The 15,560-nt window shown below is 68.5% G+C and carries 10 protein-coding genes and 1 pseudogene; all 11 read right to left on the reverse strand.

The genetic code is table 11. The annotated features are described in order from the left end of the window. Position 1: 1 nt before the first annotated feature. On the reverse strand, positions 2 to 4,057 hold the full coding sequence (fxsT, locus tag OG246_RS10690; RefSeq protein ID WP_266459264.1) for an FxSxx-COOH system tetratricopeptide repeat protein: 4,056 nt from the start codon (positions 4,055 to 4,057) through the stop codon (positions 2 to 4). Then, the gene (locus tag OG246_RS10695; protein ID WP_266464071.1) at positions 4,044 to 5,765 is read right to left on the reverse strand and encodes a TIR-like protein FxsC; all 1,722 of its coding nucleotides are present in this window, start codon (positions 5,763 to 5,765) and stop codon (positions 4,044 to 4,046) included. The genes fxsT and OG246_RS10695 overlap by 14 nt, the downstream gene beginning before the upstream one ends. Positions 5,766 to 6,026: 261 nt before the next feature. Beyond that, positions 6,027 to 6,242: an AAC(3) family N-acetyltransferase gene (locus OG246_RS10700; protein ID WP_266459266.1), complete on the reverse strand. Its 216-nt coding sequence runs from the start codon at positions 6,240 to 6,242 to the stop codon at positions 6,027 to 6,029. Continuing rightward, a complete protein-coding gene (locus OG246_RS10705) occupies positions 6,239 to 8,404 on the reverse strand; it encodes an FxsB family cyclophane-forming radical SAM/SPASM peptide maturase (RefSeq protein ID WP_266459268.1) in 2,166 nt (721 codons plus the stop codon). The genes OG246_RS10700 and OG246_RS10705 overlap by 4 nt, the downstream gene beginning before the upstream one ends. 404 nt (positions 8,405 to 8,808) lie before the next feature. Next, positions 8,809 to 9,085: pseudogene (locus tag OG246_RS10710) on the reverse strand (hypothetical protein); the annotation flags it as partial. 527 nt (positions 9,086 to 9,612) lie between these two features. After that, the gene (locus OG246_RS10715) at positions 9,613 to 11,052 is read right to left on the reverse strand and encodes a HAMP domain-containing sensor histidine kinase (protein WP_266459271.1); all 1,440 of its coding nucleotides are present in this window, start codon (positions 11,050 to 11,052) and stop codon (positions 9,613 to 9,615) included. Continuing rightward, a complete protein-coding gene (locus OG246_RS10720; protein ID WP_266459274.1) occupies positions 11,049 to 11,780 on the reverse strand; it encodes a response regulator transcription factor in 732 nt (243 codons plus the stop codon). The genes OG246_RS10715 and OG246_RS10720 overlap by 4 nt, the downstream gene beginning before the upstream one ends. A gap of 111 nt (positions 11,781 to 11,891) precedes the next feature. Further along, on the reverse strand, positions 11,892 to 12,077 hold the full coding sequence (locus OG246_RS10725) for a hypothetical protein (protein WP_266459277.1): 186 nt from the start codon (positions 12,075 to 12,077) through the stop codon (positions 11,892 to 11,894). A gap of 33 nt (positions 12,078 to 12,110) precedes the next feature. Then, the gene (locus OG246_RS10730; RefSeq protein WP_266459280.1) at positions 12,111 to 13,322 is read right to left on the reverse strand and encodes a S1C family serine protease; all 1,212 of its coding nucleotides are present in this window, start codon (positions 13,320 to 13,322) and stop codon (positions 12,111 to 12,113) included. Between the two features lie 198 nt (positions 13,323 to 13,520). After that, a complete protein-coding gene (locus OG246_RS10735) occupies positions 13,521 to 14,543 on the reverse strand; it encodes a LacI family DNA-binding transcriptional regulator (RefSeq protein WP_266459282.1) in 1,023 nt (340 codons plus the stop codon). A 23-nt stretch (positions 14,544 to 14,566) separates the two neighbouring features. Continuing rightward, positions 14,567 to 15,385 carry a response regulator transcription factor gene (locus tag OG246_RS10740; RefSeq protein ID WP_266459285.1) on the reverse strand — a complete coding sequence of 273 codons (819 nt, stop codon included), beginning with the start codon at positions 15,383 to 15,385 and terminating at the stop codon, positions 14,567 to 14,569. Positions 15,386 to 15,560: the final 175 nt, after the last annotated feature.

A 15,560-nucleotide genomic window follows, 5' to 3' on the forward strand; every position in this document is an offset into this window, starting at 1 on the left:
CTTAAACCGGCAGCGGCTCCAGGTCCCGGTGGATACGTTTGCCGGAGCGCACGCTCTCCGTGTGCGGGTGATTCTCGCCCAGCAGGCGGGTGAGGTCGCGTCGGGCGCCCTCCTGGAGTTGGTCTGCCTCGGGGATGCGGCCCAGGGCCCGCAGCGTGAGGGCGAGGTTGGCACGGCACACGATGGTGTCGGGGTGGTTCTGGCCGAGGATGGGCTGGAATCCGGTGACGGCCACCCGCTCCAGCTCCTCGGCCCGCTGGAACTCCCCCTGTTCGGCCAGCACATTGGCGAGGTTGACCGCGCAGGAGAGGCTGTACGGGTGGTTCTCACCGAGCACGTCCCGCGAGGTGGCGAGGGTCTCCTCCAGCAGCAGGCGGGCCTTCTCGGGCTCGCTGGAGCCGCGCAGGAAGATACCGAGGTTGTTGGCGGCGGCCAGGGCCGACGGGTGGCGTACGCCGAGGGCCTGCTGGTACTGCGGCACGATCTCCCGCGCCAGGGCGAGAGCTTCGTCGGGGGCACCGGTGGCGTACAGGTCGGTGGCGTAGTTGAGGGCGCAGTCCAGCACGTCGGGGGTGTAGGCCGGGGTCTCGCGGACGCGGTAGTGCTCACGGGTCTGGTGGGTGATGCCGCGGCCGTCATCGACCTGCCCGGCCCTGCGCAGGGAGACAGCGAGGCTCTTGGCGGTGCGCAGGGTTTCGGGATAGGTATCGCCGAACAGCCGCTGGTAGGCCTCGTAGCTGCTGCGCAGCAGCGAGAGCGAGGTGGCGTACTCGCCCACCTCGCGTAGGTCGCGGCCCAGGTTCTGTGCGCTGAACAGGGTCGCCGGGTGCTCGGCGCCGAGGTCGCCGCGCCGCCGGTCGTAGATCTCCTGGTCGATGTCGCGGGCCTCGCCGTACCGGCCGAGCAGCCGCAGGCAGACGGCGCGGTTGTTGTTGGCGAAGAGGGTGCGCGGATGGTCCTCGCCGAAGTTCTCCTTGAAGCCGTTGTACGCCTTGATGGCCATGTCCAGGGCCTCGGCGAAGCGGCCTATGCTGCCGAGGTCCATGGCCAGTCCGCTGGTGGTCATGAGGACGTGCGGATGGTCGGGGGGCAGCAGGACGCGCTGGCGGGCCAGGGTGTCCGAGCCCAGCTGTTCCGCCTCCGCGTACTTGCCCAGGGCGCGCAGCACATTGGAGATTTGGAAGCACAGATACAGGATCTGTATGTGGAGATTGGTGACGTAGCGTTCCTGGAAGGCCAGTTCCTGGAAGTTACTCTTTTCCGGCGGGTCCATACGAGTCCTGGCGTCGGCGATCTTCTTCTCCTGCGCCGTGACCTGACTGCGGAGCTCGGTCAGTTGGGTCTCCCACGCCGTCCGCAACTGCTGGCCGAGGTCAAGTGCGGTGTTGAGGTCGCCGCGCTTCCACCGGTAGCGGACCCGGTCGATGAGTAGCTGCCGGACCTCGGGCTCGTCGCACCTGCTTGCCTCGGACGCATCCAGATGCGGCCAGATGGCGGCGAAGGCGGCGTGGTTCTCCGGGTTGTCGACCGGTTCCTCCCCGGTCGGCCGGGCGCCGGCCAGGATGCGGTGCACCACGTGCTGCGCCTCGTCCTGCTGCTGGGAGCTCAACTGGGCGCGGATCACGGCCTGTACGAGACGATGGACCTGGATGGACTCGGTGGCCCGGTCCACCTTGGCCAGGGCGAAGCGGCCGATCTCCCGGATCACCCGGCCGAGGACCATCTTCTCCTGGAGCGAGGGGTCCTCGTGGGACAGGACCTTGATCATCTCGTCGCCGTAGAGCAGCTTCATGGAGATCGGTTCGGCGGCGAAGAAGGCGCACAGTTGCAGCAGTCGTACGGCGGCTGGTGAGCGTTCCTTGAGGCGGTCGATGGAGAGGTTCCAGGTGGCGGCGACGGGCTTCGGGTAGTTGGTTGGCTGGCCGAACGAGAGGACCTGCTCAGCCTGTTGTTCCAGTTCCACCAGGTAGGTGTCGACCGGGGTGCCGGTCTCCGCCAGCCAGGCGCCGGCCTGGTCCACCGCCAGCGGCAGGTCGCCGACAGCCGCCGCCACGCGGTCGGCATCCTCGGCGCTGATGCCGGCAACGCGGCGCAGCAGGTGCTCGACGCTTGCGTCGCGCAGGAACGGCTCAACCTCCAGGGCATCGCCGTGCTGCACCCAGGTCTGGTTGCGGGAGGTGACCAGGATGTGGCCGTTGCCGCCGGGGAAGTGCCGGCTGACCTCGTGCGGTTCGTCGGCGTTGTCGAAGACAAGGAGCCAGCGCAGCCCCGCACCGGACTGGCGCAGATGCTCCCGCGCCTCCTGGGCGGCCTGCGCGTCGTCGTCGCCGATCCGCAGGCCGAGCCGCCCGGCCAGTTCCGCCAGGGACTGGATGATCAGCTCGTTCTGCTCCGAGGGGATCCACCAGACCAGGTCGTAGTCGGCGCCGAAGCGGTGGACGTACTCCAGCGCGATCTGCGTCTTGCCGACTCCGCCGAGCCCGTAGAGCGCGTACGGGGGCGAGGTGACGTTGCTGCTGTTGCCGAGGCTGTCGCGCATCCACTCCAGTAAGGCGCTGCGTCCGGTGAAGGAGACGTTGCGCGGTGAGATGTTCCAGAACTTGGGCGCGGTCCCGGGGAAGCGGGCCTCTCCGGACATGCCGCCGGCGGAGCTCCCGTCGGGCAGGGCCGGTTTGCCGAGTGCGCGCAGCAGGATCGAACCGGCCTGCGGCTCGTCCAGGCGGACCAAGTCGACCGAGGTCCCTTCGCTGAACGACGGCGTCGGGCGGATGTCGCTGACCCGGACCGCGACCACTTGGCGGCGGCCGGAGGGATCACCGCCGGTGGCCCTCTCCCATACCTGCCGGGCTCGCGGCGAGCGCTGGTAAGACGGGGAGAGTACGACAACGGTGCGGTCCGTGGGCCTCTCCGCGCCGTCACCCTCGCTGCCAACGTGCTTCAGCACCACCCGGAAGCCGGCGCGGTTCAGCAGCGCGGCGATCCAGTCGGCCCACATCCGGTCCTCGGAGACATAGCTCAGGTGCAGGTCGCTGGGGAGGGCGGAACGGCTGCGGGTGAACGCCTGCTTGTAGCGCAGGCGCAGCTCATCGTCCATGCGCGGCAGCGCCGTGACGGCCTGGTCGCTGATCACCCCGGTGAGCCGCTCGAAGGCCGACAGCAGGGAACCGGCGTTCCCCGCCTCGTCGCCGAAGGTCGCCAACGTCTCCTCGTACGCGTAGAAGGGCCGGTACGGAATCTCCACCGATCCCCAGTAGCTGGCGAGTTCGGCCTCGTTCATGCCGATGGGGAACCGGTCGAACTTGGCACGGGCCAGCGAGCGCCCGGCGTCGGCCTTCTCCTTCTCGCCCTCGTCGATGCGCATGGGGACGGGCAGGATGCGGATACGGCGGCTGCGGAAGCGTTCGTCGATGTGGCGGGCGACGGCCGACGCGCCGTCAATGCTCTGGCCGCTGAGGGTGAAGCAGTCGACGAGGACGTCGGGCAGATGGGCGGTGCAGATGTCCGCGATGTCGGACAGACCGGTGCGGCTGTCGATCAGGACATAGTCGTAGTTGCTCCGCATGTCGTCGCGTAAGGCATCGAAGAAGAGCCCGCCGCCGAGATGCTCGTAGAAATTGTCCCAGTCGAAGGTGGACACGATCGCCGAGTAGTCGCGGTTCTGCCGGCCGGCGGAGACCAGGTCGAGGGTGCCCTCGCCGGGGAACGGCCAGTCCAGGGAGACGGCGTGACGCTGGATGCGGGCGAACTCCCGGTGCCAGTCCGGCGGCCGCTGCTCGGCCTCGGCCGGGCTGGCGACGGCGGCCCAGGCGTACTCGGTGAGCAGGTCGATGACGCCGGTGGTGGCGGCGGCGGTCGCCGGGTCGAGGAAAGGGTGGAAGAAGCGGTGCAGGCCCGGCGCTTCCAGGTCCCAGTCGACGGCGAGTACGCGTTTGCCGTTGGCGGCCAGAATCCAGGCGGTGTTGGCCAACGTCATCGTCCGGCCAGTACCGCCCTTGTACGAGTAGAACGTGATGATTCGGCCGTCGTGGCCGCCCTCACGTCCGTCATCGCTGATCATCGCGGTCGTCCTTCTCGGCGAGCGGGCTGTGCACCGCTGGTGGGCTGTCCTCGTCCGTATGGGCGCTTTCCGCGAATGAGTTCACACGGAAGCGCGGTGTACCCCGGGCGGGCGGTTGACGAACAGGAGGGTTCTTGAGGTACTGGGCCGCCGCGCACTGCACGACGTGCGGCAACAGATCGCCGAAGGACTCGTGGTCGTGGATGCCCTGGACGGCGGCCCGAGATATCTGCCGCCCCTGGTGGATTTTGCGCGGCAAGGTCGCCTCAGTCTCGGCGGACAGTTCGGTCTCCGCCTCACGACTGTCGGGATCGGCGTCGTTCCACGGCACCATGAGGCCGGTCGCCGGGCGGTGGCTGTTGTCGAACCGGCCCAGTTGCTCACGGTGTTTGGGGTCGCGCAGCACCCAACGGTCGAGCAGCATGACCTCGGGGCCGTCGAGGGCGGCCGGTTCGGACGCGGTGCTGTGCCCGTCATCGAACGCCGTCACCTCAGGCCGGTAGTCGAGGCGTTCGGCGATTTCGGCGGCCAAGGTCCCCAGCGACGTGGGGCATTCTGGATGGAAGGGGTTCCAGTCCACGGCGGATCCGCCGTAGTAGTCGGGGCTGCGCCCCTCGGGCAGCCGGTTCAGGGAACTCGCGGCCACGGTGATCCGCAGCGTCCGCCGGGCGCTCGTTCTGGGCTGCGGAGCGAAGGCGTCCGGCATCTGGTCCAAGGGCGTTCGCAGCCCGGGCTCCACGAGGACGTTGTCGCCGACGTCGACGATGCGCCGGGCCAGCTCCATCACCGCCCGCTGGTAGTCCCTGCGGAACGATGAGAGCTTGATCAGGCCGTAGAGCCCGTACGTGTGGTAGCGGGGCCCCATTTCCGTGTGCGCGTAGTGCACGCGCCGTAATTCCGGAGGAAGTTGGTGACTCTGCACAGGCGTCCACAGCGCCGGCACCACCGCGCTGGGTGTGCCTGGCCTGCCGGAGCGATGACGGGCGGCGCGGCGGCTGAAGTGGGACCATTCCCTTCCGCACCAGCTGCTGCGGAAGTAACGCGGCGAATACAGCGGCACGAACACCCGGCAGCGGGCCAGTGAGAGGGCGGTCTCCTGGGTCCAGATCTCGCCCGCGCGCATCTGGCGGTCCATGAAACCGGCCGCACCGCCGGGCACATCGGTCATCTGGAAGATGTGATCGCACAGGTCGCGGAACAGGCGGTCGACCCACATGTCCCGGTCGGTCTCGTCAGAGCCGTGCCGGGGGGCGTGAGCATAACTCAAAAAGAAGTAGGGGGCGGCGGCGTCCGCCCGCAATGGCTCGCTCGGCTCCACACGATCCCCCGATCCCCCACGCCCCCGTAATCCCACCGGGTATGGACACTCAGTGTAGGAAGCCGGGAGCCATTTGTGATTGGTTTTGTCGCGCGGAGAGGGGGACGATTTCAGGCCAGCAAGCCAGTGCCGAAGTCCACCGCCGCCCTCACAGGCAGCAACCGGGCGCTGGCCCAGCCGAGTTCGCCGCACCGGACAGCCGGGTCGGGGAGAGTGCCGTCGTACGCCTCGAAGGCCGTGCCCAGGGCCCGAAGTCACTCTTGTCCGGATCGATGTCCTTCTACGACATTCAGCGCCGTTCCCCGTCCCGCAGCACCACACACCGGTACTCCCGCCAGGGCGCGCTCTCAACCCGGCACTCGGCAAGGTGGAAGGTGCTGCACACTTCATAACCGACCTGATCAGCAACACCTGGGCCTCGGCTGCGTACAGTCGGCCCAGTGGCGAGCGCTCACCCAGATGGCCATCTTCATCGTGCCCCGTGAGCAGCTCCACCGCCCGTGCCCTCACACCTCGAACGAGGTCTGAGGATGCGCACTGCGCACGGCCCACACCGAACCGCCTTGGCGAGCAGGCCTCGGCCCTGCGACGGGGTGCGCGGCTGGTCAAAGGTCGGCATGGAGTCGTGAAAGACGGACAACCGACGGTCTGTCATCCCATGCGTGTGCTCCCGGTACGCCGGAGGCGTGGAGGAGTTGGCGCGGGGAAGATCAGGGTGCCCTCCGGTCCCAGCACATCAAGCAGCGCGCCCAGCACGGAGTCGACGCCCGCTCCCACCCGACGCAACGAGGCATGCACCAGCAACGTAGCCCCGGCCCGCACGCCCAGGGCTTCGAGGACGTCGGCCGCTGTCCGGCCCTCGTTCATCCGCCACGCCGCATACCCTCCACGAACCGCCGCCCGAGCAGGGTCAGCGCCCCCCGGTCCGCCAACTCCTCAATATGCGACCGAACCCGCCGCGCCGGCGCGGGCTGCGACCACAGCGCGTTGGTGGCCATCAACGCGTAGGTGTCGGCCAGTAGAACACCGGTACGCACATCGGCCTCGTCGTACAGATCGCAGACGTCCAGCAGCGCGTCGAGGACTCCGAGCCGGAACCTACGCACCAGGGAGACGGCGAGCCACGTCGGATCGGGATCGAGGGCGATACCGAGAGCGGCGAATCCGCTTTGAGTCGCTTCCGGGACCGGGGCCCGGTCCGGTGGGCCCGCGAGCGGTGTCACGATGTGTACGCCTGCCGCCATACCCGCGGCCACTCCTGGCAAGGTCTTGCGGATCAACGTCCAGGCCCGCGCTAGCACATGCCGCCACTGCTCGGTCTCCTCGTCCGTCAGCCGGGCCGAGGCCGGCCGATCGAAGGAGTCGCGGTACGGATCGAGGTCGTCCAGCGCGACCTCCAGCCCGTCGGCCCGCAGCCACCGCACGGGCTCCCAGCCGGGCGCACCTCTACTGACCTGGCGAGGCGTCAACTCGGCTATTTCATCCGAGGCTTCGTCGATCCGCAGGCGGCCCAGCCCTTGGAGGTACGCGAATCCGTCGACCACCGGCGCCTTGACCCTGTAGTCCGTGGCGCCACAGCGTAGGGCGGCGGAGGCCACGAGCGAGGCCAGGTGTGCGTACAGGGCGGCATTGGGCCCCGGTTCTTCGAGGCAGCGTACGACCCACGTCCGGGTATACGGGTGGGCCAGCATGGGTGTCAACGCGGCGCCGTCCCGTCGCCCGAGCTCCAGCGCCAGCTGCCACGAGTGTTCCCACAACTCACCTCCCTGCTCGCCCAGTTCCTGGTCGACCAGGGTGAGCAGCTCACGGGTGACCGCCTGCCGCGCCTGCGCCAACTCCCGCACGGCGGAACCGTCATCGGTGCCGTCGGCCAATGCGTCGAAGCCCTCGACCGGCCGGTAGGCGCCAGCTCCCGTACGGCCGTCGATCGAGCGGACCAGCGCTTCCAGGTCGGCGCAGTAAACTGAGGGGTTGTCAAACTCGCTCCCGTCGTCGCCTCGGTAGCGGTGGGCGAACAACCCCCCTCCGCAGGAGCGCACCACTGGACAGGACCGGCACTGCTCGCTCAGCCCCGCCAGCCCCTGCTGCCGTGCGGTGATGCCGGGGTGGCGGGCCACGTCGTCGAGGGTGTGGTGGAAGACGTCCTCGCCGGTGACCGGGGCGCCGTCGTAGGCCGTCTTGAGGGAATCGGCCTGCTCGAACGTCCCGTCGGTCTCGACCACCACAACATCCGCGGGTGCCAGTCCCATGGACTCGGTCAGGCTTGGTCCGCCGCCGAGCGTGCTGATCACCGAGTCGAATAGGCGCACCGACACAGGGCGACCCTGCGCCTCCCAGCGGTCGTACACCGCCATCAGCCAGTCCGCGTACGCTGCCGGAGTGCCGTCGGGGCGCGGCGGCGGCTGGTCCCATGTGGCGTGCGGCAGCAGGAAGTCGATGCGCGGCGGCTCCAGTGCGGCCAGCGCGTCGTACGCGGCGACGGGGTCGTTGCGTAAGTCGATGGTGCAGAGCAGGCCGGCGAACAGATGGCGGTACCGCTCCTGCCGGAGCAGGGACACCGCCGTCAGCACCTTGTCGTGACTGCTGCGGCGGTTGGTGAAGCGGCGGTGCAGGTCGTTGGCCGCCTTGTCGCCGTCCAAGGAGATACCCACCCGGACGCCGTACTCGACGAAGAGATCGAGATAGCGCTCGCTGAGCTGGACACCGTTCGTATGGATACGAAGGTCGAGCTCGGACACCTCGCGCAGGGCCTTGCGCAGTTCCTCGCAGACTCGCCGCAGCCGCTCGGGGCCGGCCAGCAACGGCTCGCCTCCGTGCAAGATGACCTGCACAGAGGGAAGCGCGTGGTCCTTCGCGTGTTCCGCCAGCCGCAGAGCCGTCCAGGAAGTGACCTCGTCCGAGATCGCTTTGGGGCGTGCAGTCCAGCTCTGATCGGCATGCTCGTACACGTAACAGTGGTCACAGGCCAGATCGCATCTGCTGTGCACCTTGAGGACGAGCTGCCGAAACGGAACCAGCGGACCGCTCATTCTGAGTCAACTCGAATTCGTCAGATGGAGGACTGGAATGTGATCCTCGCGCCCTTCCGGTTTTCCAAGGACGAGAGGGCACGACGCACCCCTCGAGCGCTCTTGGGGTTGTACGGGGCGTCGAGTTGGGTCTGGGACGCACGGCGGTGGTCGGCGAGGGCAGCCGACTGCGAAGTGGTTCGGGCTGTACGGATCACGGCGCTCCCTGAGCAGGAGGGCGAGGGGTGGAGTCGTTGGACTCCAATCCAGGCAGACGAGATTTTGGCGCACCGTATCGCCGATGCGGTCGCCATATATGTGTATCTACGCCGACAGCTTTATAATCAACAGGTAAGTCCACCCCGGTTGTGTTGGATGGGTGATCCTGGGCCACCCCGAATCCACAGGCCACGCTCGCCTCGACCTCAACTCCACCTTAGCGATGTGAAGAGCCAGCGGGTGAGCCAATGTGGCTCTTGTTTGCTACGCCAGAACGATGATCTCGGCGGCCTCCCCGGCAGAGTAGCCACCGTGCCACCACCCCAGCCGGTTTCAGGGACCCTTGCCGCTGGCCTGCTGGACCGTGCGGGCCACGATGGACAGACCGAGGTCCCGGACGGTCAGTTCGCCGTCCTTGAGCGTGACGTCTACGGTGCTGCCCTCGGAACTGAACTTCACCGCGTTGTCGAGTGTGTTAACGATCACCTGCGCCGTGACCAGGAGTGCCTTGCGGTCCGCCGGAGGATCGGGCGCCCCGTCTCCTCGCTGCAGCGATCATGTATTTCTCCAGGTCGGCGAGGGTCTTCACGGTGATCGTCTTGTCGTCCCGGCCGACGTAGAATTACGCCATCGCCCGCGATGCCGAGCTGGACGCGCACGTGCACGATCTCGAAAACCGGGCCTCAGAGTTCACTGATATCGCCGAAGCCAAGGCGCTCCTCGAAGAGGCGGCGAAAATTCGCTACCGGGTGCGAGAACGGGAGCTCGGCGAGTGACTGATGGGTTCATGAGGCCGCTTTGGCAGATGGACTGGCGGCTCGATGCTCTGGCTGCCTGCGAAGCACTGCCGACGCATGTATGTGAGATGGTCGAAGCCACGCGCTGAGCTGGGCACGGCGAAAGATCTCATTTTCCGAGGCATTGAGACCGATGTCGGCCTTCCTGATGGCGTGCAGGTCAGGCGGATTATTGTGGTGGAAGAGATCCCCTGGCAGGGAGCCTAGATCACCCTAAGACACCTCGGGCGGAGCCGTAGGCGCCCCCGGCAGCCGGATCGTCGCCACCGTGCCGCCGCCCTGGGCGGGCGTCAGGGACACCTCGCCGCCCGACTGCTGCACCGTACGCGCGACGATCGACAGGCCCAGGCCCGAGCCCGGCAGCGCTCGTGCGCTCGGGGAGCGCCAGAAGCGGTCGAAGACGTGGGGGAGATCCTCGGTGGGGATGCCGGGGCCGTGGTCGCGGACGGTGAGTTCGCCGTCCTTGAGGATCACGTCGATGGCCTCGCCGGGCGGGCTGAACTTCACCGCGTTGTCGAGGATGTTCACGATGGCCCGCTCCAGGGCGGACGGCTCCGCCCGTACGTACCAGGGCTGGATGTCCGCCCTGATCGTCAGCTCCGGGCCGCGCAGGCGAGCACGGCGCAGCGCCGCGTCCACCGTCTCCTGGAGCGCGACCACCTGAAGGCGGTCCGCCTGCTGCCCCGAGTCCGAACGCGACAGCGTCTGCAAGTCGCCGATCAGCGAGGCCAGTTCGGTCATCTGCGCGGTGACCGACGACAGCAGCGCCTTGCGGTCCGCCGGGGGGATCGCCCGGCCCGTCTCCTCGCTGCGGGCCAGGAGTTCGATGTTGGTACGGAGGGAGGTGAGGGGGGTGCGGAGTTCGTGGCCCGCGTCCGCGATGAGCTGCTGCTGCAGTTCGCGGGAGTTCGCCAGCGACGCGGTCATCGAGTTGAAGGAACGGGAGAGGCGGGCGATCTCGTCCTCGCTGTCCTCCTCGACGGGGATACGGATGGACAGGTCCTCCGTGCGGGCGACGTGCTCGACCGCCTCGGTGAGCTTGTCGACCGGGCGGAGGCCGGCGCGGGCCACTCCCAGGCCCGCGACTCCGGCGCCGACGACTCCGATACCGGATACGAGAAGGAGGATCAGGGCCAGCTCGTTGAGCGTGTTCTGTGTGCTCTTCAGGGGCACGGCGACGACGAGCCCGACGTTGGGCCCGGTCTGCCCGCCAATGGTGGTGGCACCCAGCGGCTTGGTCAGCACGCGCACCTCGTCGCCGTCCCCGTCGGTGCCGTTGCGGAAGTAGATCTGGTCGGTGTTCCCGTCCTTGATCTTGTCCTTGTCACCCTGGGTGGCCTTGACCTTGCCGCTGGAGCCCTGGAGGACGCAGATGGTTCCGTCCTCCTTGACCACCTGGGAGTAGGTGTTCCCGAAGAGACCGCCGCCCTGCGAGGTCTCGGTGCAGTTGTTGAGCGCGACCACGATCTGGTCCCCGGGCGTCCTCATCCCCTTCGCCAGGTCGTTGTCGATCTCGTCGTACAACTTCCCCTGCACGATGAACCAACAGGTGACCGAAACCGCCGCCACCCCGAACGCCACCGCCGCGGCGACCAGCATTGCCAGCCGGGACCGGATCGGCAGGGACCGGAACCGGCGTACCACCGATTTCACTCCGCGCCGCCCGACCGCAGCACGTACCCCACACCCCGCACCGTGTGCACAAGGCGCGGCTCGCCGCCCGCCTCGGTCTTCCGGCGCAGGTACATGACGTACACGTCGAGGGAGTTGGAGGACGGTTCGAAGTCGAAGCCCCAGACCGCCTTGAGGATCTGCTCGCGGGTGAGGACCTGGCGCGGGTGGGCGAGGAACATCTCGAGGAGGGTGAACTCCGTGCGGGTCAGCTCCACCTGGCGGCCGGAGCGGGTGACCTCGCGGGTCGCGAGGTCCATGCGCAGGTCGCCGAAGGTGAGGGCGTCGTCCTCGGGGGCACCGACCGCGGCGGCCGCGTACGAGCTGCGCCGCAGCAACGCCCGGACGCGGGCGAAGAGTTCGTCGAGTTCGAAGGGCTTGACGAGGTAGTCGTCGGCGCCGGCGTCGAGCCCGGTGACGCGGTCGCCGACGGTGTCGCGCGCGGTGAGCATGAGGATGGGCGTGGTGGTGCCCGCGCCGCGCATCCGGCGGGCGGCGGTCAGACCGTCCATCCTCGGCATCTGGATGTCCAGGACGACCAGGTCGGGCTGGTACGCGGTCGCCTTCTCCAGCGCGTCCGCTCCGTCGACCGCGACCTGGGTGTCGTATCCCTCGAAGGCGAGGCTGCGCTGGAGTGCTTCACGTACAGCCGGCTCGTCGTCGACGATCAGGATGCGCTGGGTTTCACGGTCGCCTTCGGCGGGGCTCATGGGCTCGGGTTCCTCGGGTGCGGTGGGACGGGGCCGGTCGCTTTCAGCCTCGCACGTTTCCGGGCTGCGTCGTAGGGCGGAAAAGGATCAGCCCCATGGACGGACGGGGCATCAGCCTCGTACGACGGTACGGCGGCGGGCCGGGGTCCGGCGGGTCCGGTGGGCGGCGGCCGTGGACACCTCGGGCGCCCGGTTCACCGGCGCGTGCAGCTGACGGGCAACTTCCAGGGCCAGGCCGAGCCCGGCCGGGTCGCTGCCGACGGTGCTGTGCGAAACCTGCTTGATCTGCTGGATCATGTCGAACTCCTTGCTCCGGCGCCGGGGGGCGGCTCAGCTGTCAGAGCCGCCGGCGCGCAGGGTGGCCAGGTCGGACTTGACGGTGTTGATCGGGATGGCGAAGCCGAGGCCGACGCTGCCGGCGCTCGAGCTGGAGGTGGCGTCGGCGGCGGAGTACATCGCGGAGTTGATGCCGATGATGTTGCCGTTCATGTCGATGAGGGCGCCGCCGGAGTTGCCCGGGTTGAGAGACGCGTCCGTCTGGAGCGCCTTGTACGTCGTCGTGGACGAGCCGGTGTCGCCGTTGAACTGCTGGCCGCCGAACTCGAACGGCCACTGGCCGCCGCTGCCGCCGCTCTGCCCCTGGCTCTGGCTCTCGTCCGTGGAGACGGTGACGTCACGGTTCAGAGCGGAGACGATGCCGCTGGTGACGGTGCCGGTCAGGCCCTCGGGGGAGCCGATCGCGACGACCTCGTCGCCGACCTGGACACCGGAGGAGTCGCCGAGTGTCGCGACCGTCAGACCGGAGGGCGCGTCCTGCAGCTTGATCAGCGCAAGGTCCTTCGCGCTGTCGGTGCCGACCACGCTCGCGGTGTACGACTTGCCGTTGCTCAGCTGCACCTTGATCGAGGAGGCGCCCGAGACGACGTGGTTGTTGGTGATGATCTCGCCGTCGGTCGTGATGATCACGCCGGAACCGGTGGCCTCACCGGCGTTCGAGGAGGCGGTGATCTCGACGATGCTCGGGCTGACCGCCTTGGCGACGCCGGCGACGGTGCCCTTGTCGGCGGTGGGTACGACGCTGGTGCTGGTGCTGCTCGACACGGTGTCGTTGCCGGTCAGCTCCTGGATGCCGTACGCGGTGCCGCCGCCGATGGCCGCGGCGACTATCGCCACGGCGGCGAGGAGGGCCAGCGGACCCTTCGCGCGCTTCTTCGGGGTGTGGTGGGTGGGGGGCACGGGCTCGGCCGTGAGTACGGCGGTGCTCGCCGCGGCCGGCTCGGGGTAGCCGCCGAAGGCGCCCCCGCCCTGGCCGCCGTCGCCACCCTGACCGGAGCCGGAGCCCGGCCACACGGTGGTGCCCGGCTCAACGGCGACGGGCTCGGCCGGCCGGTGCGCCGGCGGGGGCGGCCACTCGGGGTTCACGGGGGAGGAAGCGTGCTGCTGCTGGGGGTACGCGGGCTGCTCGTGGCCCTGAACATACCCGGACTCGTCGCCCTGCTGGGGGTGCTCGTACTCGCCGCTGCGGCGGAAGCTCTCGGTCATGGAACAGAGCCTGTCGCCCCATCATGAGAGCTCCCTGAGCGCCCGCTGAGAACCCCGATAGAAGCTCGTATGCCCGATATAAAGGCGCGAGGGGCCCGTAAAACAGGGGTTCAGGTGAGGGAGCGCCCTTCAGGGGCGCGGGGAACTGCGCGACCAGCCACAGCGCACCCGCAGTCAAAAAACCGCCCCCCAGCGGAGCTACTCGCAGCCGCAGGACCGCCGCACCACGAGCCGCGAAGGAAACACCTTCAACCGCTCCCGCCGGGACCCGGCAACCCGCAACCCGTCATCAAGCACAAGATCGACAGCCGCCCGGGCCATCGCGGACCGGTCGGACGCGATCGTCGTCATCGGCGGATCCGTCAACGCCGCTTCCTTGACGTCGTCGAACCCGGCCACGGCAAGCTGCCCGGGCACATCGATCCGCAGCTCACGAGCCGCCCGCAGCACGCCGATCGCCTGGTCGTCGGTGGAGCAGAATATGGCGGGCGGCCGATCGGGCCCGGCAAGCAGCTGAAGCCCGACCTGGTAGGCGTCGTAGCGGTTGTACGGCGCCTCGAAGAGCCGCCCCTCCGTGGAGACGCCGGCCTCCTGCATCGCGCGCCGCCAGCCCTCGACGTGGTCGGAGACCGGGTCGCCGACGGTCGGGGTCTCCGCGATACCGCCGAGACAGGCGACGTAGTCGTACCCGTGCTCCAGCAGATGGCGGGTGGCGAGCTGGGCGCCGCCGATGTCGTCCGTGACGACCGCGACGTCGTCGATGGCCTCGGGCCGCTCGTGCAGCAGCACGACGCGGGCGTCCCAGGCATCGATCTCGGCGGCAGCGTTGTCATTGAGCGCGTGGCTGACGAGGATCAGCCCGGAGACCCGCATACCGAGGAAGGCGCGCAGGTAGTGGACCTCGCGCTCCGCGATGTAGTCGGAGTTGCCGACAAGCACCATTTTTCCGCGCTCGGCGGCGGCCTGTTCGACCGCGTGCGCCATCTCCCCGAAGAAGGGCTGGCGTGCGTCCGGCACGATCAGGCCTATGAGCTCGGTCCTCCGCGATGCCATGGCCTGGGCGACCCGGTCGGGCCGGTACCCCAGCTCCTTGATCGCGGCGAGAACGCGCTCGCGCGTGGCCGGGGCAACCGGCCTCGGTCCATTGTTGATGACATAGCTGACCACGGCGGTCGAAGTACCCGCCAGCCGCGCCACATCATCCCGAGTTACCTTGGCCACGCGCGGAGTCTACGCGGATGGACCTACCGCTGGGCAGGCCGTACGGCGACTTCCTGTGCCGGAGCTGTGGCCTCCGCGGAGTCGACGGCGTCGAGGTGCGCCGTCTCGTCCGCATCCTCCGGCTTTGGCTGGGCCGCCTTGGCCTTCGCCTCGTCCGTGGGGCGGTCCACCTTCTCCGGCGTAACGAATCGATAACCGACGTTCCGGACGGTCCCGATCAGCGACTCGTGCTCGATGCCGAGCTTCGCGCGCAGCCGTCGTACGTGGACGTCGACCGTCCGTGTACCACCGAAGTAGTCGTAGCCCCAGACCTCCTGGAGCAGCTGGGCGCGCGTGAACACGCGGCCCGGGTGCTGCGCGAGGTACTTGAGGAGCTCGAACTCCTTGAAGGTCAGGTCGAGGACCCGGCCCTTGAGCTTCGCGCTGTACGTCGCCTCGTCCACGGAGAGATCGCCGTTGCGGATCTCCATCGGGGAGTCGTCGTTGACGATCTGCTGCCGGCCCATGGCGAGACGCAGCCGCGCCTCGACCTCGGCCGGACCGGCGGTGTCCAGCAGGACATCGTCGATTCCCCAGTCGGCGGTGACGGCCGCGAGACCGCCCTCCGTCACGACGAGGATCAGCGGACAGCCGGGTCCCGTGGAGCGCAACAGCTGGCAAAGGCTGCGCACTTGAGGGAGATCACGGCGTCCGTCGATGAGAATGACGTCGGCACCCGGGGTGTCGACGAGAGCGGGGCCTTCCGCCGGAGCCACTCGCACGTTGTGCAGGAGCAGGCCGAGAGCGGGAAGCACCTCCGTCGACGGCTGAAGGGCATTGGTCAGGAGCAGAAGAGAACTCATCGCGCCCCACCTGCCTGGGTCGTCTTACGGCCTTGCACGTTTCGCTCGCCCATAACGTCGGTTCCTCCTCGGTCCCTGCGAGGACGTTTGCGGCACTGCTCGGTACTCGCGTCTCCCGCGCCCCTGGGAGCCGCTATGCGTTCGTAGCCTTCGTACACCTGCGGTTTCCCGCTTC

This window comes from Streptomyces sp. NBC_00620 (assembly GCF_026341825.1).
In the GTDB taxonomy this organism is placed as follows: Bacteria; Actinomycetota; Actinomycetes; order Streptomycetales; family Streptomycetaceae; genus Streptomyces.